General features: G+C 55.0%; 18 protein-coding genes and 3 pseudogenes. 14 read left to right on the forward strand and 7 right to left on the reverse strand.

The annotated features are described in order from the left end of the window. Positions 1-58: 58 nt before the first annotated feature. The 3 genes from AB1E33_RS20070 to AB1E33_RS20080 form a co-directional block, all read right to left on the reverse strand. Complete coding sequence (locus tag AB1E33_RS20070) at positions 59-682, reverse strand: class I SAM-dependent methyltransferase (protein WP_372579036.1); 624 nt, start codon at positions 680-682, stop codon at positions 59-61. Between the two features lie 17 nt (positions 683-699). Next, positions 700-1,347, reverse strand: coding sequence for a CDP-alcohol phosphatidyltransferase family protein (locus AB1E33_RS20075; RefSeq protein WP_372579037.1), 648 nt, complete (start codon positions 1,345-1,347; stop codon positions 700-702). Between the two features lie 93 nt (positions 1,348-1,440). Then, positions 1,441-2,133 (reverse strand): phosphatidylserine decarboxylase, encoded by a 693-nt coding sequence (locus AB1E33_RS20080; protein WP_372579038.1) that lies wholly within the window; start codon positions 2,131-2,133, stop codon positions 1,441-1,443. 211 nt (positions 2,134-2,344) lie between these two features. Here AB1E33_RS20080 and AB1E33_RS20085 point away from each other — a divergent pair. Then, positions 2,345-2,515: pseudogene (locus tag AB1E33_RS20085) on the forward strand (IS6 family transposase); the annotation flags it as partial. 396 nt (positions 2,516-2,911) lie between these two features. Here the strand turns inward: AB1E33_RS20085 and AB1E33_RS20090 are convergent. Together AB1E33_RS20090 and pedF are read right to left on the reverse strand one after the other, a co-directional pair. Continuing rightward, positions 2,912-3,808: a substrate-binding periplasmic protein gene (locus AB1E33_RS20090; RefSeq protein WP_372579039.1), complete on the reverse strand. Its 897-nt coding sequence runs from the start codon at positions 3,806-3,808 to the stop codon at positions 2,912-2,914. A 17-nt stretch (positions 3,809-3,825) separates the two neighbouring features. Then, entirely contained in the window at positions 3,826-4,506 is a 681-nt protein-coding gene (gene pedF / locus AB1E33_RS20095) for a cytochrome c-550 PedF (RefSeq protein ID WP_372579040.1), read from the reverse strand. Positions 4,507-4,664: 158 nt separating this feature from the next. Here pedF and pedA1 point away from each other — a divergent pair, with 158 nt between their 5' ends. The 8 genes and pseudogenes from pedA1 to AB1E33_RS20135 form a co-directional block, all read left to right on the forward strand. Continuing rightward, positions 4,665-5,834, forward strand: coding sequence for a lanthanide ABC transporter ABC transporter substrate-binding protein PedA1 (pedA1, locus tag AB1E33_RS20100; protein WP_372579041.1), 1,170 nt, complete (start codon positions 4,665-4,667; stop codon positions 5,832-5,834). A gap of 2 nt (positions 5,835-5,836) precedes the next feature. Then, on the forward strand, positions 5,837-6,799 hold the full coding sequence (locus tag AB1E33_RS20105; protein WP_372579042.1) for a YVTN family beta-propeller repeat protein: 963 nt from the start codon (positions 5,837-5,839) through the stop codon (positions 6,797-6,799). Positions 6,800-6,820: 21 nt separating this feature from the next. Continuing rightward, on the forward strand, positions 6,821-7,267 hold the full coding sequence (locus AB1E33_RS20110; RefSeq protein ID WP_372579043.1) for a hypothetical protein: 447 nt from the start codon (positions 6,821-6,823) through the stop codon (positions 7,265-7,267). A gap of 422 nt (positions 7,268-7,689) precedes the next feature. Then, the gene (locus tag AB1E33_RS20115; protein ID WP_372579044.1) at positions 7,690-9,456 is read left to right on the forward strand and encodes a PQQ-dependent methanol/ethanol family dehydrogenase; all 1,767 of its coding nucleotides are present in this window, start codon (positions 7,690-7,692) and stop codon (positions 9,454-9,456) included. A gap of 141 nt (positions 9,457-9,597) precedes the next feature. Then, positions 9,598-10,278: a response regulator gene (locus AB1E33_RS20120; protein WP_372579045.1), complete on the forward strand. Its 681-nt coding sequence runs from the start codon at positions 9,598-9,600 to the stop codon at positions 10,276-10,278. Between the two features lie 44 nt (positions 10,279-10,322). Next, positions 10,323-11,492 (forward strand): FIST N-terminal domain-containing protein, encoded by a 1,170-nt coding sequence (locus AB1E33_RS20125; RefSeq protein WP_372579046.1) that lies wholly within the window; start codon positions 10,323-10,325, stop codon positions 11,490-11,492. A gap of 3 nt (positions 11,493-11,495) precedes the next feature. Next, positions 11,496-13,700, forward strand: coding sequence for a hybrid sensor histidine kinase/response regulator (locus tag AB1E33_RS20130; RefSeq protein WP_372579047.1), 2,205 nt, complete (start codon positions 11,496-11,498; stop codon positions 13,698-13,700). 65 nt (positions 13,701-13,765) lie between these two features. Continuing rightward, positions 13,766-14,053: pseudogene (locus tag AB1E33_RS20135) on the forward strand (FAD binding domain-containing protein); the annotation flags it as partial. Between the two features lie 46 nt (positions 14,054-14,099). Here AB1E33_RS20135 and AB1E33_RS20140 read toward each other — a convergent pair. Then, a complete protein-coding gene (locus tag AB1E33_RS20140; protein ID WP_372579048.1) occupies positions 14,100-14,999 on the reverse strand; it encodes an FAD:protein FMN transferase in 900 nt (299 codons plus the stop codon). Next, positions 14,996-17,059 (reverse strand): 4Fe-4S binding protein, encoded by a 2,064-nt coding sequence (locus tag AB1E33_RS20145; protein ID WP_372579049.1) that lies wholly within the window; start codon positions 17,057-17,059, stop codon positions 14,996-14,998. The genes AB1E33_RS20140 and AB1E33_RS20145 overlap by 4 nt, the downstream gene beginning before the upstream one ends. A gap of 334 nt (positions 17,060-17,393) precedes the next feature. Between AB1E33_RS20145 and AB1E33_RS20150 the strand changes: the two genes are divergently transcribed. The 5 genes and pseudogenes from AB1E33_RS20150 to AB1E33_RS20170 all read left to right on the forward strand — a co-directional run. After that, positions 17,394-17,903, forward strand: a complete 510-nt coding sequence (locus AB1E33_RS20150; protein ID WP_372579050.1) for a hypothetical protein — start codon at positions 17,394-17,396, stop codon at positions 17,901-17,903. A gap of 246 nt (positions 17,904-18,149) precedes the next feature. Further along, positions 18,150-18,758 carry a sensor histidine kinase gene (locus AB1E33_RS20155; RefSeq protein WP_372579051.1) on the forward strand — a complete coding sequence of 203 codons (609 nt, stop codon included), beginning with the start codon at positions 18,150-18,152 and terminating at the stop codon, positions 18,756-18,758. A 96-nt stretch (positions 18,759-18,854) separates the two neighbouring features. Then, on the forward strand, positions 18,855-19,538 hold the full coding sequence (locus tag AB1E33_RS20160; RefSeq protein WP_372579052.1) for a response regulator transcription factor: 684 nt from the start codon (positions 18,855-18,857) through the stop codon (positions 19,536-19,538). Positions 19,539-19,621: 83 nt separating this feature from the next. Beyond that, a complete protein-coding gene (locus AB1E33_RS20165) occupies positions 19,622-20,116 on the forward strand; it encodes a tetratricopeptide repeat protein (protein ID WP_372579053.1) in 495 nt (164 codons plus the stop codon). A gap of 377 nt (positions 20,117-20,493) precedes the next feature. After that, positions 20,494-20,771: pseudogene (locus AB1E33_RS20170) on the forward strand (IS110 family transposase); the annotation flags it as partial.

A 20,771-nucleotide genomic window follows, 5' to 3' on the forward strand; every position in this document is an offset into this window, starting at 1 on the left:
GACTTGATGAACGGCAGGCTCGGGCCGGGTACGACGAAGTCAGCGGTAGCCTTGGCACTCAGCAGTTTGACTTTTCCAGGACCAGAAACGTCATCATGCCCATTGGCGGGAGCGACTCTTTTTTGATTACCTGAAGGTTGGGCTCTCCTAGAACTGTGTTGATGCTGAAGTCAGAATGCCAGCCAAGAATGTTTGCGAAAGGGGCTGAGAGCCGTTCGACTAGCGACAGAAAGCCGGTTTCGCGTGCAAAGTGGTTGGTGACGACAATCTTTCCACCCGGTTTGCACACACGTGCCATCTCAGCGACCACGCGCTCCGGCTCCGGGACAACAGAGACGATATGCATCGCGACTACGGTGTCAAAACTATTGTCGGGAAAGGACAGATTTCGGGCATCCATCTGTTCGAGGTCTTCAACCTGCGCCAAACCAAAGTTCCGAACTTTTTTCCGTGCTTTTTGCAACATCTCGTCGCTGAAATCGACCCCGGTGACCTGCAGGTCGCCGCGATAATACGGCAATGCAAGCCCAGTGCCGACCCCGACCTCCAGTACATTGGTGCAATTTTGCGCGTTGATGTAGTCTACCGCAGTTCGCCGACCAACATTTGTCGCAACGCCAAACGTCCGGTCATAAACCGGTGCCCACCGGGCATATGAGGTTTTGACGGCATGGATATCCAAAGGAATGTCCTCTTCTATCAAGTGGATTTTCGGGCCGCGCGATATACCAGCGCCAAGCTTACGAAATAGATGATCGACATGAGCGCGAGCGTTGCCCAGAGAAAGATGAGCAATGCCGATATCAGAAGAACAAACCCCAGCATCAGAAATTTAGCGTTTTCGCGAGAAACCGAGATGTTCTTGAAGGAAAATGAGGGAACCCGGCTAATCATCAAAAGCCCGATCGCCAAAAGGTAACCTGCGATAAAAACAGGCGATGCCAGAGGCATATCGGAGAACAAGAAAGACACATACATTGGCAGCATTGCAAGCTGCGCGCCTGCAGGTGATGGTACGCCTTCAAAGAACTCGCTCTTGGCATCCTCTGTATCGGATTTGCTGGTCACGTTGAAACGCGCCAAGCGCAACACGCAACAGATCGCATAGCCCAGCACCGCCATCCATCCGGCGCTGAAGTCCTGTAAAGCCCAGACATAAATTATCAGTCCTGGTGCCACCCCGAAGTTGACGAAATCAGCCAGCGAATCCAGTTCGGCGCCAAACGCACTCTGACAGCGCATCAGTCGTGCAAGAGGACCGTCGAGACCATCAAGCACAGCGGCCACAAGCACCAGTTTGACCGCCGTTTCAAAATCACCCTGATAACCGAATCGGATCGCCGTCAACCCGGCACAGATTGCAGTGACTGTTAGCAGGTTGGGCAATAGATGAAAGACCAGCTGGTCGCGCGTGGTGTCTGGTGAAGATTTTGACATCTTTCAATCCGTCTGCGCCGCTCGGGCAGGTTCGTATGCTACCAAATCGGCCAAAACTGTTTCGCCGGCGATCATGGTTTGGCCGACGCTGACCATGGGTTGAACGCCATCTGGCAAGTATACATCCAACCGAGAGCCAAAGCGGATCAATCCAAAGCGCTCGCCGGTTCTGATTTCCTGATCTTTTTCGACAAAGCACACAATCCGCCGAGCAACGAGGCCTGCAATCTGCACGACCGCGATCTGACGTCCGTCGTTCATCTCGATACACAAACTGTTGCGTTCGTTGTCTGCGCTTGCTTTATCGAGCGACGCGTTAAAAAACTTACCAGGACGGTAAGCGAGACCAACGATTTCCCCGGCAATTGGTGCCCGGTTCACATGGCAGTTGAACACGCTCATGAACACGCTGATGCGGGTCAACGCCTTGTCTGGCATCCCAAGTTCGGACGGCGGCACCGCTGATTGGATCAGCGACACGACACCGTCGGCCGGGCTGGTGATCAACCCTTCTCGCAGTGGTGTAGAACGTTTGGGATCGCGAAAGAAATAATAACACCAGATAGTTGCTCCGGTACCGATCCAGCCCAGGACTGTAGAAATGAGAAAGAGCAGTACCGTCAGGGCGGAGAATACCGCGACAAACTTGCGACCCTCCGGATGCATTGGCTTCAAAAAAGTGTCACGCATCCTCATTTATGTCGCCCTTAGGTGATTAATGGTCGCTTCCTAACCCGGTTCTGGTGTGGTCTACAACTTGGTTTCTGTGCATTGGGCGCGTTGTGGGATCTGCCGCAAAGTTCCGGGGTTGATGCCAAGGTTGCGGGGATGCTTGCAACTGTTAGCCACCACTTATCACAAAGGTAGGAGTATGATTTAGTTCCAGGGAGCGCAATTCCCAAAGTCGGTGATCCTATATGCGGTCTATTTATACGTGCGCTACGGGGTGTCGTATCGTGATCTTGAGGAGATTATGGCAGAGCAGGGCGTGAAAGTTGATCATGCGACACAGAAGCGGTGGGTCATAAAATATTCGCCTCAGGTCGCTCAGTTGGCGCGGAAAGGGAAGATCAAGACAGCGGATTCCGTCAATTTGCAGAACTCGCTGAATAATTATGCACAATCAGAGCGTTAGCTTTAATCAATACCAATGTATGTGACAGATCTCAAAGACTTCAACAACCGAGCGGAAAGCAGTCATCTCCCAAACCGAAAGCGGGAACGGAGGATGTAGGGATATCGGTCTCCAGGAGGTTTGCAGCGGTTTGTGACCACCCATTCAGCCATTCGGAATTGCTTCTGTTTTCCCGCACACCGCCGCTCCGCCTTAACCATCCGGTATCACCCTCTCGAGGCAATTGGCGCCTGGAATGCCGCCACCCGCGCGGCTTGAAATCCGAGCACCACGAGTTCTCTTTGCCTGGGCGGTTAACGTGACAACACCGCCACGATGCCTATTCGACCTTGGGCGTTGTCAGCGCAGTTCTGGTGGTGAATGTGTCAATCTGTGATTTTCAAAGATTGCCCTAATGCGGCCGTCCTGAAGGCCTGCGTAAATCGCGTCATCCACAGCATAGCTAAGACCGCGATAGGAGAAGTGTACGGCGACGCCACTGGTCCAGGTACTGACGGAAAACCCGGGCAAATGAGGCGTGTGAATATCCAACTCAGGCGTCAAACCGGCCTCAAGCTGAGCCCGGGGGGCCATTGCGGCCATTGTTTCTCCTGCGGCGAGCGCTTCCATAGCTCGTACTGCTGTAGGAAACCGTCTGACATTCTGGGCAAGCTGCCCACCAGGAAAGGACGAAAGGTAGAAATCCGCGATGGAATCATTTTCCACGGCAACTGTGTCAAATTGGAAATAGGCCGGGACGGGCGGGGTGTCGGGATAAGCATCGCGGCGAAAGGCGATGGAGATTTCTTCATTGTGGTACTGGCCGGTGAAGACGACCTGCTCGACCCGGCAGGCAAATTCACTGTCATAAGGTATGTGCAACATCACGTTGGCAACACGCCCATTGATTAGGGAGCCTTTCCAGATCCAATTGCGCAGATCAGCCTCAAGGTTTTCACCTGCCGCGATGAGGTTGAACCGGGCTTCGACACCGAGATCTTCGGCAATCAGCCTGCCTATGTCGATGTCGACGCCTTTGATCTCTCCACTTTCTTCATAGGACCAGGGGACAAAGTCTTCATAAGCCGCGAATTCGATATAGCCACGCTCGATGATCGTATCGAGGTCGGCACCGACTATATCACGGCCTGCGTTCTGAGGATTGGGTTGGGGCACATGATCTTCGCACCTAGCCAGCGCCGGCCCAATCGAGAGGTTGATGGCCAAAAGGGAGAAAAAAAGCGAACGTCCGATCATGTGCCCAGTCTGCTGTTCTATCGCGCGGCAGACAATCCGATAGTCAGTTGCTCAGCCGCTTCTGCGAAATCCGGGTTGTCGCCTGAAATCAAGACTGCCGCGCGCAGGGCAACACTGTCTGCGACAGGTGCGCCCGAACCGCTTTCGATTGTACTGGCGATCTCATTGAGTTCCGATTGCAGTGCGGCTGTGTCCCCCTTGCCCCCTTCAGCCATAGCTGCCAGGAGGTTTCGAATTTCTTTCAGGCGGTCGGAATGATCATCCAGCGCCCCATCGTCGGGTCGGGTTTCGATGTAGGTACGAATGGCCCAAGCAGCCTTTTGGCCCAGCAACTCACCAAATGCCGGCATTTTGGTGATCCCATTCTGGGTATATCCTTCGCGGAACCGCTCTATATACCATTCATCACCGTACTCTTCGGCTTCGAGGTACCGCAGGTCCGGAGCCAGGCCGCCAGAGACCACACCCAATCCATGGCAACGGGCACAGTTCTGATTATAACCAGAGTCGCCAATTTCGACTGCGGTCTGCCAAACCTCATTACCGAGGTCGCGGTAGGGGTTTTCGGTCAACCACTCTTCGCTCACGTCAGGTAGGGTGTCCGTATTGACGGGCTGCGGTGTCACATCGCCATGCGCCAGGGCCATGCTTCCTGCGGCGATGGCCCCAAACATGGGACTAAAAAAACCGAGACGCATCTTTTCCTCCTTCTGATGCTTTTCCCGATCGTAGCCCAGTCAAATTTGCCGCGAAATTCGACCTTGGTTGCACATCTGGGTCGGACTGCGACTAAGGTCGAATGGTTTAGTGGCAAGGGACCAGGTTTTACTTTTGTTGCTCGGGAGGAGGCGCTGCCATGACCAAATTGTACCGCCTGATTGCGGCGATAATCCTGATTCCAGGGGCTGCATGGGCTGATATTGCAATTTCAGTGACTTATCTGCAGCTGCAAGTGCCGCGGCAACCAACTCTATCAAACCTTGACCCGTTACCTGATGACCTTGGTGTTGCTGGGGCCGAATTTGGGTTGGCCGACAATCTGACGACGGCGAAATTCCTGGGGCACGAATACACCCTTACGGTAACTTCTGTACCTGAAGGCGGAGATTGGCTGGCTGCTGCTCGTAAGGCTCTGTCGGAGAGCCTGTTTGTGATACTCGATGCGCCTGCACAAGCGCAATTGGACGTCGCCGATTTGCAAGAGGCAACAGGAGCCGTGTTATTCAACGCCTCTGCGCCCGACGTGGCGATCCGAGATGACGCATGTCGTGCCAATCTTTTGCACACCTTGCCGTCGGATACGATGCGTACAGATGCGCTAGTTCAGTTTCTTGTTAAACGGCGCTGGGAGGAACTGGTGTTGATCGCTGGCGACAATCCTGGCGATCAGGCCTTTGCTGCGGCATTGAAGCGGTCTCTAAGAAAATTCAGACTGGACTTGAAAGCCGAAAAGGCCTGGATTTTTAATGCTGACATGCGGCGCAACGCAACGCAGGAGGTTCCGCTCTTCACGCAGGAGCTCGGTGATTATGACGTGCTGCTTATTGCCGACGAACTGGACGATTTCGGGCGTTACATTGCATTTAACACGTGGGAAGCGCGCCCTGTGGCGGGGTCCGAAGGGCTTCAACCGGTGACATGGTCGCGTGTGGTTGAGCAATGGGGCGCGGTTCAGATGCAGAACCGGTTTTCCGATCAGACCGGGCGGGCAATGATGCCCAAGGATTATGCCGCATGGGCGGCGTACAGATCACTTGGCGAGGCTGTAACGCGAACCCAATCTGATGCGCCCGAGGTATTGCGGGCCTATATGCTGTCGGATGAATTCGAACTGGCAGGTTTCAAGGGGCGCGCTATGAACTTCCGGTTGTGGAATGGCCAAATGCGGCAACCGATCCCGTTGGTGACGGATCGCGCGGTTGTCGCCATGGCTCCACTCGAGGGTTTCCTGCATGAACACACCGAGTTGGATACGCTGGGTATTGATCAGGCCGAAAGCCAATGTCGGGCGTTTAAGGAGCACTGAAGATGAGACTATCTGCAATCTTAGCGGCGGCCTTACTCTGGACCCCGGCGGCAGCGGATGAGATATGGGTCAGCAACGAAAAGGATGACACGCTCAGCGTGATCGACATTGATACGCTCGAGGTGGTACGCATCATTGAAACCGGCGAGCGGCCGCGCGGGATCACGTTTTCCAAGGACTTCTCGGTGCTTTATATCTGCGCGTCCGACAGCGACGCGGTGCAAGTGATGGACCCCGTGACCGGAGAAATCCTGTACGATCTACCCTCGGGCGAAGACCCGGAGCAATTCGTCCTGCACCCCAATGACCGCCACCTTTACATCGCCAACGAAGACGATGCGATCACAACTGTGGTGGATACCGTAAGTCGGGAAGTCATTGCCCAGATCGATGTGGGGATCGAGCCCGAGGGCATGGCCGTATCGCCGGACGGAAAGATCGCGATCACCACGTCTGAGACAACCAACATGGCGCATTGGATCGACACCGAAACGCAGGAACTGTTCGCCAATACTCTGGTCGATTCCCGCCCGCGCCATGCGGAGTTCGTCAAGGACGGCTCTGAACTGTGGGTGAGTTCCGAGATCGGTGGCACCATCACCGTTTTTGACGTCGCCACCCAGACAGAGAAGGCCAAGATCGAGTTCGAGGTCCATGGCGTGCACCCGGATCGGGTTCAACCCGTGGGGTTCGAGCTGTCGACCGGGGATGAGATCGCCTTTGTCGCGCTTGGGCCTTCCAACCATATTGCTGCGGTGAATGCCGAGACTTATGAAGTTGAGGATTATATCCTTGTCGGTCGCCGCGTCTGGCACATGGATTTCAACGCCGACAAATCGCTGCTGTTCACAACAAACGGTGTGTCCGGGGATGTGACCGTGGTCAATGTGGCTAAACGCAAACCGATCAAAACAATCAAGGTCGGGCGCTTTCCATGGGGCGCCGCGTACCGTCCTACAGACTGAGAATAACATGGAGATAATGAAATGGTTCGACTGACCGCCTTTTGCGCGATGATAACTCTGGCGATGCCCAACGGCGCGATGGCCGACGATGATGACAACGGGTTTGGCTTGGCCGGAATTCTGTCTGCCAAGAACAAAGAAGATCTGCCATCCATCATTCTGTCGGCGGGCGTGCCCCTGGCTGTGGCCCCGTGGGAACTAAAATCAGGCACTTATTATGAGTTCGAAATTCAGGGTGATGGCAGTCAGGAGCTGGCGTTGATCGGGCCTGAGTTCTTCCGGGCAATCTGGGTTGATGAGATCATTGTGGAAGGGTTGGAAATCCGTCCACTGGGTTTGGATTCCGTTGAATTCGACGAGGCGGGCGAGATGGAAATTGGCTTCGTCGCCATCAAGCCGGGTAGTTACTATTTAAAAGTGCCGGCCAGCACCGGTGAGACGCAGCGGCTGGAGATAACCATAAAGTAACAGGGCTTTCCGTCCAAAATACCAGTTATACTTATGGCAAAAAACGCGCCCTTGAGCATGTGAGTTTGAGCCTCCCCCAAAGAGGTGGTCCACCCCTATGTTTAGGAAAGCGGAGGACCACAGATGGCAACGAAGAGGCCAAAGTCCGAAGAGATTGTCGTGAAGTTACGGCAGGTTGAGGTGTTGATGGGGCAATGCATGCCCCGGATTGATGCAATCAGTGTGAAGCACTCAATTAGCCGCCACATAGCCACTTCGGAACAAGAAAAGTTGTGTCAACCCAGTTGAGAAACACCACGCGCTCCCTACGACCATTGTGCAATTTAACCGGCGACCCTGTCCGAGAATAATACCCTCGCCAGCAATCCCGACTCGTCGGAGAAGCGGCGTGGAGGAACGACTCAAGTCTAGGGAGGACACCGATGAGCCGGTTTATCATGGCGGCGGTTGCAAGCGTGATCGCAACAGGCGCAGCCTACGCAGAAGTTACCGAAGACGATCTGGCGAACGACCAATCAATCACCACTCAGATCGTCACCAACGGCATGGGGCGCCACTTGCAGCGCTATAGCCCACTGGACATGCTCAACAAGGAAAACGTGGATAACCTGCTTCCAGCCTGGGCCTTTAGCCTTGGGGGTGAGAAGCAGCGCGGTCAGGAAACCCAGCCGCTGATCTATGACGGCATGATGTACATCACTGGTTCCTACTCGCGCCTCTACGCGATTGATCTGGTGACCGGGAAAGAGGTCTGGCAATACGATGCGCGCCTGCCGGAAGGTATTCTGCCCTGCTGTGACGTGGTCAACCGTGGTGCGGCGATCTATGGCGATAAGATCTATTTCGGTACGTTGGATGCGCGGATCGTGGCGCTGGATCTGAAAACCGGTGACGTAGTTTGGCGCGACAAAATTGCGGATTACAAAGCCGGTTATTCCTACACCGCGGCCCCACTGATCGTGGACGGACTGATTGTCACGGGCAACTCAGGCGGTGAATTCGGGATCGTTGGTGAAGTGCAAGCCCGCGATGCTGATACAGGCGACATCGTCTGGACCCGTCCGGTAATTGAAGGCCATATGGGTACCCTGAACGGTGAAGAAAGCACCATGACAGGCGAGTTGAACGCGACCTGGCCTGGTGACATGTGGAAGACGGGTGGTGGCGCGACTTGGCTAGGAGGTTCCTATGATGCGGACACCGATACACTGGTCTTTGGGTCAGGCAACCCTTCGCCGTGGAACTCTTGGTTGCGCAATGCAGGGACGCCAACGGATGGAAACGCGGGCGACAACCTTTACGCGGCTAGCCGAATTGGAATCGACCCTAAAACAGGCGAAATCAAATGGCATTTCCAATCCACGCCTCGCGAAGGATGGGACTATGACGGTGTAAACGAAGTTATCGCCTATACCGACCGAGAAGGTAATCAGCGTTATGCTACAGCTGATCGCAATGGCTACTTCTATGTCCTGAACCGGGAAGATGGGGCGTTCGTCTCGGCGGAACCGTTTGTCAAGGATATCACCTGGGCGTCGGGCGTGGATGAGACCGGACGTCCAATCTATGCAGAAGACAATCGCCCAGGTGATCCAACAGCAGCTGCGGATGGTAAGAAAGGCGAGGTAGTATTCACGTCGCCATCCTTTCTGGGCGGCAAGAATTGGATGCCGATGGCCTTCTCACAGCGCACCGGCAACTTTTACGTGCCGTCGAACGAATGGGGCATGGATATCTGGAATGAACCGATCACCTACAAGAAGGGCGCGGCCTATCTAGGTTCCGGGTTCACCATCAAGCCAAACTACGAGGACCATATCGGATCGCTCAAGGCCATCGACCCGGATACCGGTGAATGGAAATGGGAGTTCAAGAATGATGCGCCGCTTTGGTCAGGTGTGATGACCACCGCAGGTGGGTTGGTGTTCTTTGGCACCCCAGAGGGCGAATTCATCGCATTGGATGACGAAACCGGCGAGAAACTCTGGTCGTTCCAGACCGGGTCCGGCGTTGTCGGTCAACCAATCACCTGGGAGCAGGATGGCGAACAGTATGTCTCGGTCATTTCCGGTTGGGGTGGCGCGGTTCCGCTGTGGGGTGGTGAAGTGGCCAAGAAGGTCAACTACCTTAACCAAGGTGGCACCCTTTGGACATTCCGCCTACCGAAAGAATTTGCAGCGGCGAACTGATCCCAACCCTTATAAGACCCCAATACGCGCGCCGTTCCAGGCGCGCGTTTTGAATATACAACTTTCTGACAATATGCGCGGTCTAACAAACTTGCTAGGCTTAGTAGGCTTGGGGCAATTCGATTGCAGAGGCCAATATCCATGCATGCAATAACCGCGCAAAATGATTTCGAGAATGTGCTGATCGTCGATGATCACCCGCTGTTCTGCGATGCCTTGTCAATCACTCTGCAAAACATGGCGCATATCGGGGAAATCCACACGGCCGAAAAGCTTGAGAAAGCGTTGGAGCTGATTTCTAATGGGCTGAAGCCCGATGTAGTGATGCTGGATCTAAACTTGCCAGACGTCGACGGGCTTGAGGGGTTGGTGCGTCTAAAAACAGCTGCTGACGCCCCGGTCATCGTTGTGTCATCGCTGGCGGATAATAGGGTGGTCAGCCAGGTCATTCACGCAGGTGCCGCCGGATATGTGCCTAAACACAGCCAACGCGATGTCTTTCGAGCGGCTTTCGTGGCAGTACATTCCGGCGACATTTTCTTGCCCCAAGGCTGTGTTCTGATCGAGGCGGATGAAGATGACGAACATCGCAACGCTGTCGACCGTTTGGCGACGTTGACCAATCAGCAAGGGCGGATTTTGCAACTAATCTGCGAAGGTAAGCTGAACAAGCAAATCGCCTACGATTTGTCCATCGCCGAGACAACTGTTAAGGCACATGTCACCGCCATCATGCGCAAGCTGGGGGCTCAGAGCCGGACACAGGCGGTTCTGACAGCCAAGAAGGCATCCTTTGCCAGCGTCTTGCAAGAGTCGGGCTAAGCGGCATACTCTCAGAGATCGTCGCGCTCTAGGGAGGAGGCACGATGGACCAAGCAGTCGGTTGGGCAACGACCCGTGACCATGTGCCAGGCATCGTTAAAACGGCATTTGTACGTTTCGACACGGATGAACCAATACAAGAACTTGCCACCCTTCTGGGTGCGCAAGACTTCGCGATTGTCATCTTGTTCGTCACTTCTAACACCGATGCGACCTCCGTCGTTACCGAAGCAATTCGTAGGTTCGCTCCTACGCCGGTCGTTGGGTGCACTACAGCCGGCGAACTGACCGGGAACGGATATACCGAGGATCAGATTGTCGCGGTTGGGCTTCCAAAATCGCATTTCGAAACACGCACCATTCTGGTGCCTGATTTGGACGATTTCGTGACGCAGGAAATCATTGATGAGATGATCCGAAACCGCAACGCGATGATAGAGGATAAACCCGATTGGCAACACGAATTCACGTTCCTAATGATCGACGGGTTATCGACAAAAGAGGACGCGCTGACATCCGAATTGGCCGTCGGGCTAGGGCCCGTTCCGCTTTTTGGTGGATCTGCGGGAGATGGGACGCAATTTGATTGTACATTTGTGCTATATGACGGTCAGGCGCTTGAAAACGCAGCTATCTTAACGCAAGTGAGGACGCGCTGCCCGATCCAGGTTTTCAAATCCGATCACCTGGTTCCCACCGCGAAGCGCATGGTGGTTACTGACGCGGATCCCACGAAACGCATCGTACGAGAAATCAATGCAGAACCTGCAGCACGTGAGTACGCGCGCATCCTTGGAAAGGACCCCGAGCAACTCACAACCTTTACCTTTGCCGCGCATCCCGTTGTCGTGCAGATCGGCGGGCAGCACCATGTGCGCGCCATCCAGCAGGTCGCGGGCAACGGCGATCTTGTATTCTTTTCGGCGATTGATGAAGGTCTGGTTCTGACGCTGGCCGAACCGATGGATATGGTCTCTCATCTTGAAAAGGAAATCTCAGCCCTGACTCAAAATGCGCAGCCCGATACAATTTTGGGCTGTGATTGTATTTTGCGCAGGCTGGAGGCGCAGGAAAAACAAATGACCGGCGCGATATCGAAAGTCTTGTCGGACAATCACGTAGTCGGGTTTTCGACGTATGGTGAGCAGTACAATTCGATCCATGTTAATCAGACATTGACCGGGGTCGCGATCTATCCTCCGGACGAGCGCTGAACGATGATTGACACACTAATCGATCACAACGATTCCCTTGAGCGACAGAACGAAAAGCTGCGGAAGATTACGACGGCGCTCATGCGGAGGGTTGAAGAGTCGACTGATGCCTCAGGCGCTGCCTATGCACAGTTTCAGCGCGCTGCCCTATTGGAACAGGAAGTACGCGCGCGTACACGTGATCTGGAGCGGGCGCTGGAACTTCTGAATGAATCGAATGCCCGACTGGCTCACGCCAATCAGGAGACTGAAGCGGCGCGCGCTGACCTGGCGAATGCGATCGAAACGGTGCGGGAAGGTTTCGCGCTATTCAATCTCGATGAAAGACTAGTGCTGTGTAACAGCCGGTTCGGTATGCATTTGCCGGATATTCAAGATAAGCTCGCACCCGGGCTGCATTTTACCGAATATGTCGAGCTTGTCAGTCGATCGGACTACCTGTCTTTGCCAGAAGCAGTCACACCGCAAGACTGGGTAAGTCGCCGCATGGCACGACATGCTGACGATCACGCGGTATTCAACGTGCGCCTCAGCGGCAACCGATGGGCACAGGTCTCGGAACATCGCACGCCTGATGGTGGCACGGTCATCCTGCAGACTGATGTAACGGACATCATGCGCATCGAGCGGCAGGAGCGGGACCGCATACTTGATGATAAGGCAAGTCTGATACGCGCGACCTTGGAACATATCGATCAGGGTGTCTGCATCTTTGATAACAAGCAGCGACTGATCGGCTGGAACAACCGAGCTAGCGAATTGTTGGCGATTCCGATCGCACAATTTCAGATGGGCGCGCAGTTTGAAACGCTGTCCGACCGTTTGAGCGCAAGTATCAGCTTTGAAGTGGGTATGTCGGATGCCGACCTTATCGCTTGGGTAAACAGACAGACCGAGCGACCGCCGTTACAATTCCAGATGCACAGCGGCAGTTTCAAGATTCTGTCCGCATTTGCACAGGAAATGCCCGACCGGGGTTTCGTGATGTCGTTCACGGATGTGACCGCCGAACGGCAATCGGCGCAAGCGCTGCACGAGGCAAAGGCGCTGTTGGAGCAAAGGGTTGCCTCGCGTACTGTCGAACTGGCGGATGCGTTGAACGAGGCGGAACGCGCCAATGCGTCAAAATCCCGCTTTGTGGCAGCGGCCAGCCATGACCTGTTGCAACCTTTGTCTGCGGCCAAGCTTTATGTGGCGAATTTGGGTAGTGGTCTTAGCGAAAACGACACCCAGATCGTCGCCGCAAAGACGGAAAGTGCACTCAGCAGCGTAGAACAAATCCTCGAGGCCCTGCTCGATATTTCCAAGCTTGATTCCGGCAACGCAACTGCCCACGTGTCGGCAGTGTCGTTAAAGGATTTGTTCTCGCAACTGGAAGATGCGTTTCGGCCGGTCGCGCAGTCCAAGGGTTTGGAGCTTCGGTTTGTTACTGCTGAATTGCTGGTCAAAAGCGATGCTAGCTATCTACAACGCATTCTTCAAAATCTTCTGTCAAACGCCATTCGCTACACTGATTCAGGCAAGGTTTTAGTGGGAGTGCGTCGTCGCAAGAACTTCGTAGCGATAGAAGTCTGGGACACGGGTATTGGGATTGCTGACGATCAGACAGACATCGTGTTCCACGAATTTCAGCGCTTAGATGCAGATGCCAGCGCGACCGAAGGTATGGGTCTGGGTCTGGCGATCGTAGAACGGGCATGTGGGTTGCTGCAGCACCCTATCCGTTTGAAGTCCGAACTGGGAAAAGGCACGGTATTCTCCGTTGAAGTACCGCTTGAGCAGGTACAAAGCCCGGCGAATGAAAAACCTGTCGAATTGGAAGGTGGAAACTCCGGTCAATTGGTTAATACGATTGTCCTCCTGATCGAGAATGATGCAGACCTCAGAAACGCTTTGACAATGACCATGGAGGCGTGGGGCGTTCATGTTCTGGAATGCGCAAGCGAACATCAGGCGATTGACTTGTTGCGCGAAATTGAGATTTCCCCTGACGTGATTATTGCAGACTACCAGCTTGATAATGAAAAGAGCGGGATCGACGCTGTCTGTAACGTAAACGTCGAGTTTGGCACTGTTCCAGCGTGTATAATCTCGGCCAACAGGTCGCCCGATGTGATCGAAACATGCAACATGAACGGGCTGACTCTGATCCATAAGCCGATCGATGCCCAAAGACTGAAACAGCTATTGAGGGCGTTGCCAACGTGATTTCACTTGAGTGGTAAGCGCTTATGATCGACCGTGTTACATGGAATGGCTCTGTGACGTAGGCGTCAAGTTATCAGGAGTTCCGGCAACCGGTGTCGCGATTTGCGCTGGTTGGTGTGTTCCTTGTCCGGTTCGCTGATGGGGTTCGCGTGGCGGTCACTGGAGCTAGTGAAGATGGTGGGTTTCGCTGGTTCGAGGCGGAAGAAGCTTTAAACAAGGAGTTCAGGCCGGGTGCATTGATGGATCTGCTGCTCAATCCGATGAACTTGATTGCGGAATTGCATGGCAGCAAGGATTACCGCCCGCATCTTGTAAATGTCATGACCAGTCGCGCGGTCGCAGCTCGTATGTGAAACAACAACGCCTTCAAAACAAATAGCCCCGGAACTTGTGCCGGGGCTATTTCATATACCTCGGAAAGGTTGTCAGGGTTCCGTCCCAACTGACACAACTTGCGGTCGGATTACCTTGGGCGCGTGCCAGCATGTCCTCTATCTCAGCCGCAGTTGCGTGACACAATGCTGTCGACAACGCGTCTGCCGATGTCGCATCAGCGGCCTGAACACTGACGGTTGACCACTGCGGCTCTTGGTTTCCCTTCGGATTCAGAATGTGGGGCTGTCCGGAGCGCAGGCGCAAGGCATTGGGGCTCGAAGTTGCAACAGCACGGTTCTTCAGCGCGAGTGTGTCAACGATCCCATGGTCAGGATCGGATAATCCCAGCATCCAATACCGTCCCGCTGCATAATACTCGCCGATATTCACGAGAACCTTTGACCATCCGGATTTCCGAAGTGCTCGTGCGACCTGATCCGTGGCGTAGCCCTGTGCGATGCCGTTCAGGGTCAGTGCCTGACCCGGGCCAAGCGTAATCTGGTCGGAAGAAAAACGAACGCGATCCCAGCCGATCAATTGCCGCGCCCGGACGGCCAATTGCGCATTTGCTTCGGCCGACCAAAGGGGTTGAACCGTCGGGTCAAACCGGCCTTCTGTTACTCTGAAGGCCTCATCGCAGGCCTCAAGTAGCCGCAAAAAATCCGGCGCGGGTTCAACTAGGTACCCCGCGCGGTTCAGACGAGATATAGTTGAGCTTGAGCGGTATAGGCTGAAGAGGTCTTCGCACTGGCCCAGAATTCTCTGTAGCTGAGCTAAAGCGGGTGCCGCAGTTGCGGGGTCCGCGTCGAGGGTCAAGCTGACTTCAGCCCCCATTGCATATCCGCGCCAGAGAGTGGTTTGGGCACGAGCCGGTGTGGCGAGCGCGGCAGCTGAAATGGCGAGGAAGCGGCGGCGTTTCATCATTGCGCAGCCACCTCTCTGGTTTGGCGTCGGGCTGCCACAATCAGCGGGACGCAGCGCTGTTCGTCGTCATGGATGGCAACGCAGTCCAAACATTGGAAGCACTCATCATATTGGATCTGGCCAGTTTTCTTGATCGCGCCGTATTTGCATTTGACCTTACAAAGCTGACAAGGAGAGCCGCATTCGGCACGGCGCTCAATCCAGTCCCGCCCGCGAAACAGACCACCGATCGCCATAAAGGCTCCCAGCGGACACAAATACCGACAGAAGCCCTTGAACAGGACCATTCCCAGCAGCAACCAGAACACTGCGTAGGCGACGTAGAACCATTCGCGAATGAAGAAGGTTGTAATGGCGGTCTTGAAGGGTTCGATCTCGGCAGCTTTGTCGATCTGATCGGGGGCGACGAAGGCTACGACAACAAGGCCGGCAAGCATGATGTACTTCAAGCACTTCAAGCGCCGATCCCATTTGTGTGAAGGTTCAATCTGTGGCAGACCCAGAGCCTTGCCAACATGATGCGTAAATTCCTGCAGACCACCGAACGGGCAGAGCCAGCCGCAATAAAGACCCCTCCCCCACGCTACGAAACCGACGATAGAGACCGCCCAGATCAACAACGAGAACGGATCATAAAGCAGAAATGCAAAACTTCCCCTGTCGATCGCAGCTCTCACGGTTCCCAGCACGGTCACGATGGATAACTGACCTTGCCCCCACCAGCCGACAAAGCCCACTAGAATGGCCAGAATACCAAGCCGCAGGGGTGTAAACCAACGATGCGCGGCAAAAGATTTCATACGAAAGCTCAGCGCAGTTACAATTCCTCCAAGAAATACGCCCAGGATAATCATGTCGGTTCGGCGGTTTCTCAAGGCTTCAAGCCACGGCGGCGCAGGTTTGATCTGAACGGGATGGACAAAGAACCGTTCGGGCGTAATGTGTGGAACCTCGAGCGTGACTGATCCGGTTTCAGGTTGGAACATGCCATGTTCACGAACGGCCAGAACCTTCAGGACCCACTGACGCGACGGGTCGAAGCCCAAGCGTCGATCAGTGCGCAGGATCATGGCCGTCCCATCAGGCAAGCCGTCGTTCAATTCAACGAAAAGGTCCGCATCGCGCAATGCGACAGGCAGCCCATCCTGCTCGGCCGAGATCCAGTCGGGCGCAGTGTTGCGGACAAAGCCTTCGCTGACCAGACCATGTCGCGCGGTTTCGATCAGCAGAATTGGCTCATCATTGTCCGAGATTTCCATGAAGCTCTGAAGTTCCTCATAGCTATCTTCGGACAAAGCCGATCGGGCGATTGACTTGGGACCAAGATCTACGATCCAAAGATTCAGGTAGAGTCCATCCGGATAGTCCTTTGCCTCTGGGTCGTCATCCTCCCATAGGGTTCCCTCAAACAGTGCGTCTACTTCGGCGTTGGCAATCACCTTGTTCGTGGCGATGCCCTGATCAACCAGGTTTTGCCAGGTCAGGGCCTCTTCATATTCAGTGTTTGGGTAAGCGGGAGGTACGGTGGCGAGCCCTTGCATCTTTTCGCGAGCGACGGCGAGGGCTGCGCCCATCACGGATTCATGGGCAATACGTACGCTGGCTGTCGCTTTGGTGACGCCGTCGAGATAAACGAGTTGTGAGCCTGTAGCCGCGTCTCCATACGGCGTGCCGACAACGATAGAATCTGAGATCGACAGGCCGCCATATTGCTCAAAAAACTTGTGGAACGGGGCTTCACCCAGCCCGGAGACGAAGATCGGCTCATTATGCTCAATCAGCTGGACGTCCATGAAACGGCCTTCTAGATCCAACACAACTAGCAGATTGATCGGGGCGCCAGAAAATCCGGGCATCGGGGCCAAAGGTTCGGATTCAAACACATATCCGGCCTCGATCCCACCAGAGTTCAATAGGCTGTAGACACCGTCCTCGTTCAACTCCTCGCCGAGCGAAAATGGAGCGCGAATATAGGTTTCGATTTTTTCGCGCGGCAAGGGTTCGGCCTTGGCCGACAATGAACCGAGAACCATCAGAAGAATGGTAAGAAGCGCGCGCATGTGCGAAAGAGTACATTTCCGTTCATCGGGGCGACATTCGACGAAAGTGCTAGCTTCGAATCTACGACCCAAAGACCGTTAACTGAACGCGCTTCGACCCGCCTTGGCATCGCCGTTCCAGAATATGGCAACCCCCTCAACATAGCCATCTGCGGCAACATAAGTATCAAGCGGTGTCGATGCCTCGCCATCCGGGCTTCCCATTCGATTGCGGGTTGGGCGATTTCGATCATACCGCTGGTATCCGCTGTCCAAATGAACACTGTAAGTTGACGTCTCGTGCACGACGAAGATCGTAATTATCGAGGCTTGGCGATGTGTTAACCTAAATGAGATGACGAATGCCCTTGGCAGAATTGCTGCACTGACGATGCAGCGCTCGGGACCGGTCTTGGCCGGACTGGCGATTATTCCGCTGCTGACCCTGGCGCTTCTCGGCGTCTGGTATGCTGACGCACAAAACGTCGCCGACGCCGAGGCACAACGAATTGCCGAAGAGCGGTACGCGAAGCGTCAGGCGGCAAAGCTCGTTCAGCAGGTCGATGACGCGATTACAGAAAGAATGGAGGACATAAACGCGCGTTTCGAAGCCGGGGCAATCGAGGCGATACGGAACCTCTACCGATCGGATGACCCGGTTGAAATGGTTGCCATTTATGATGCAAACGGGGCGTTGCTCTTTCCCGAAGCGCAGGAATTGCGGCTTTTCCGAAGACACCGCGTTACGACGGGACGCCTTGCGCTTGCTGGCCGCGCGCCGGGTGGCAATACGGTCGCGGGTAAGCTGGGTCGGCTCAATCCGCGACCGGGATATTCGCGCGATTGCCTGCCGGGTGTTCGGTGAGCGAACGATTTGCCTGCTTCTGCATGCAGACTGGTTGCGGGCGATTGCCGAGATTGCCTTGCCTGCGGGCCAGCTTGTCGATTTGGTCGCCCCCGCTCTCGTCGAACCCGCGCACGCCCGGGCAGTTGCCATGTTGCCCGATCCATTCAGCGGAACTGTTGTTGCAGTGGACTATCCTGTCCACACCAAAACAGCTGGAGACCTGTTGTAGCCATAATTGCACCGACACTGCTGGCGTCGGCGGTTGTGGCCTTCGCCCTCTTGTCTGCGCATCGCATGCGCGTCCGCTCGGCTGAGTATCGGACCAATGTGCTGTCGGAGATTTCTCACGAATTGCGTACACCGCTTTCCAGCCTTCGTCTTTTTGCCGACCTGCTCCAGGCGCACAATTTCGATAGCGCCAAAGTACAGGCAAATGCCGTTGTGATTACAGAGGAGTCGACCCGCCTCGGCTGGATCGTGGACAACGCCCTGGCCCTGTCGATGAATGATACAGCGGTTCCGGGCCGGCTTAGGGCGTCAATTCCGAATGAGATCGTCGATGGGTTGATCATGCAATACGGACCGCTCTTACACGACGCGATTGACGTGCAGCGCGACCTGAGAGCCCCGGAACCGCTTACCTTCGACCTCCGGACGTTTGAGCAGGTTCTGCTCAACATGCTGGACAATGCCCGGAAACATGCCACCGGTTCGCAGGTGCAGCTTCAGTGTTGGACCAGGGACACGACGCTATATCTCAAGGCGTCCGACACCGGACCCCAAACGCCGCCCCGGCATGACGGTTTGCAGGGCTTCGGGCTTGGCTTGAGAGCCCTGCCGCACGCTTGCCAAAGCGTCCGGTGGAAAGTTTGAATTCAAATTGCATGAAGCAGGGAGCTGGTTCTTGCTGGTCCTGCCGATCGAAAAGATCCCCTCCGCTGCCAGAACCAGCGAAACGACGGTGCCAGCATGAGACTTCAGATCATCGAAGACAATCCGGCTCTTCGAGACGGCCTCGCGGATCTGTTGAGCGTCGAAGGATTTGCGTGTGAAACGTTTGGAGATGGTCATGCCGCCCTCGGCGCGTTCGAGGTACTGCCATTTGACGTCGTGCTTCTAGACGTCGTTCTTCCTGGTCTCGACGGATTGGATTTGTGCAAAAGGTTTCGCCAAATCTCGCCCAAAACACAGATCCTCATATTGAGCGCCCGCGGCGAGCCGATCGACAGGCGTCTGGGGATTGAAATCGGCGCCGATGACTACGTTTCCAAGCCATTTGATCCCGGCGAGCTAAAAGCTCGCGTCCTGGCTATGGCGCGCCGGTTGAGCCATACCGCGCCACCAGCGGACGGGTTCCAGATGGCGGATTTATGGATCGACACGTCTCGACTGGCCGCGATAAGGGGCGCGATCAGAACCGTACTCAACAGCCGCGAACTCGCTATCCTGCGGTTGTTGTTCGAAAATTCCGGGTGCCCAGTGTCGCGGGATATGTTGTTCGACACGTGTTGGGGGCGGGACTATTTCCCGAACAGCCGTGCGCTCGATCAATATGTGTCGGTTTTGCGCCGAAAGATCGAAAGGGATCCGCAAAACCCGAAGATCATTCAAACCGTCCGCGGCATCGGATACCGTTTCACGCCGCCTTTCTGATCTTACAACTTTCTTACAAAGTGATGACCCAAATCCGTTGGGGATCTGGTTGGGTTAAGGCGGACCATAGGAGGAATTCAAAAATGAAACGGATCGCGGCCGCAGCTCTCTTTTGCATTTGCATGTCCCCGGTGACGGCGGACGAGTATGGAAGTCTTAACCCCGAAGAAGACGGTCCCACGAGACTGGCCGAAAACATTGCGGCACATCCCGACCGGATCGGAATGATCTGTTGGGTCAACTACGAAATCCAGAAGGGCGGTGGCCCGGCTGCCAAGCAGGCCCTAGATTTGATGGAAACTTACGCCGAAAGCGGTAACGAACCGTCAATGATCATGCTTTCGCATGCCTATAAGAACGGATTGGGTACCGAACGCAGCCCAGAGAAGTCAACCTACTGGGTGCATCAAGCTGCTTTGGCGGGCTATTCGCTGGGAGCCTATCACTATGGCGTCGCTATGTTGAACGGATACGGCACTGCACCGAACCAGGAAGAAGCCATGAAGTGGCTGAAAATAGCGGCAGATGACGGCATCGAGGACGCTGCTGCAGTGCTGGCAAAACTGGGCAAGGGCTGACTCTCAACGCACGATAAACGAAATCCGGATGCAGTGCTGAGGCGCAGCCGGTTTTCGCAGATAGATTATCTGCCAAACTGGGCTTCCCGCGCAGAGCGCGCGGGAAGCCCCATTCCTGAAACCGGCGGCCCTATCGCGCCAAACGCTAAGGCTGACTGAGTTTCTCTGCGGGATTAAAACGTGGGAAACGCGGATGGCATTGTCGCGCCTGATTGTAAGCTTGTGGGTGCCGACGGCAATGCAATTTTCGCCAACGTTCCGGTTTCTCGAAATGGCTCGGACATCTGTGACATCAAAAATAGAGGGCCGTTTAGCTCTGAAGGTGTGGACGCCTCCGCTGGGCTCGGAGTGCCATGTTGGGATTGCAAACAACCTGGATGGAGGCGTCTGTGGAAGAGAATAGTATGAGGGGCCTGGATTTGGCGAAGAACGTTTTCCGGCTGCACGGAGCAGATCAATCAGGTCACGCTTTTTTTCGGAAGAAACTACGCAGAGGTCACTCCTTGAGTTTAATGCCAGGTTACCGAGGTGCTTGGTGGCGATGGAAGCCGGTGCCAGTGCGCATTATTGGGGGCGCGAGATCGGTGGGTTGGGTCATGATGTCAGGCTGATCCCTCCGCCTACGTGAAACCATTCGCCAAACGTCAAATGAACG

The sequence above is a fragment of the Ruegeria hyattellae genome (genome assembly GCF_041537925.1).
GTDB lineage: Bacteria > Pseudomonadota > Alphaproteobacteria > Rhodobacterales > Rhodobacteraceae > Ruegeria_C.

What these genes read in the sequence shown, in the direction of transcription:
- AB1E33_RS20110 (WP_372579043.1), top strand. Translation starts at nt 6,821, where the DNA reads ATGGTTCGACTGACCGCCTTTTGCGCGATGATAACTCTGGCGATGCCC.
- AB1E33_RS20130 (WP_372579047.1), top strand. Translation starts at nt 11,496, where the DNA reads ATGATTGACACACTAATCGATCACAACGATTCCCTTGAGCGACAGAAC.
- AB1E33_RS20140 (WP_372579048.1), bottom strand. Translation starts at nt 14,999, where the DNA reads ATGATGAAACGCCGCCGCTTCCTCGCCATTTCAGCTGCCGCGCTCGCC.
- AB1E33_RS20150 (WP_372579050.1), top strand. Translation starts at nt 17,394, where the DNA reads ATGACGAATGCCCTTGGCAGAATTGCTGCACTGACGATGCAGCGCTCG.
- AB1E33_RS20080 (WP_372579038.1), bottom strand. Translation starts at nt 2,133, where the DNA reads ATGAGGATGCGTGACACTTTTTTGAAGCCAATGCATCCGGAGGGTCGC.
- AB1E33_RS20165 (WP_372579053.1), top strand. Translation starts at nt 19,622, where the DNA reads ATGAAACGGATCGCGGCCGCAGCTCTCTTTTGCATTTGCATGTCCCCG.
- pedF (WP_372579040.1), bottom strand. Translation starts at nt 4,506, where the DNA reads ATGCGTCTCGGTTTTTTTAGTCCCATGTTTGGGGCCATCGCCGCAGGA.
- AB1E33_RS20145 (WP_372579049.1), bottom strand. Translation starts at nt 17,059, where the DNA reads ATGCGCGCGCTTCTTACCATTCTTCTGATGGTTCTCGGTTCATTGTCG.
- AB1E33_RS20090 (WP_372579039.1), bottom strand. Translation starts at nt 3,808, where the DNA reads ATGATCGGACGTTCGCTTTTTTTCTCCCTTTTGGCCATCAACCTCTCG.
- AB1E33_RS20125 (WP_372579046.1), top strand. Translation starts at nt 10,323, where the DNA reads ATGGACCAAGCAGTCGGTTGGGCAACGACCCGTGACCATGTGCCAGGC.
- AB1E33_RS20105 (WP_372579042.1), top strand. Translation starts at nt 5,837, where the DNA reads ATGAGACTATCTGCAATCTTAGCGGCGGCCTTACTCTGGACCCCGGCG.
- AB1E33_RS20120 (WP_372579045.1), top strand. Translation starts at nt 9,598, where the DNA reads ATGCATGCAATAACCGCGCAAAATGATTTCGAGAATGTGCTGATCGTC.
- pedA1 (WP_372579041.1), top strand. Translation starts at nt 4,665, where the DNA reads ATGACCAAATTGTACCGCCTGATTGCGGCGATAATCCTGATTCCAGGG.
- AB1E33_RS20160 (WP_372579052.1), top strand. Translation starts at nt 18,855, where the DNA reads ATGAGACTTCAGATCATCGAAGACAATCCGGCTCTTCGAGACGGCCTC.
- AB1E33_RS20115 (WP_372579044.1), top strand. Translation starts at nt 7,690, where the DNA reads ATGAGCCGGTTTATCATGGCGGCGGTTGCAAGCGTGATCGCAACAGGC.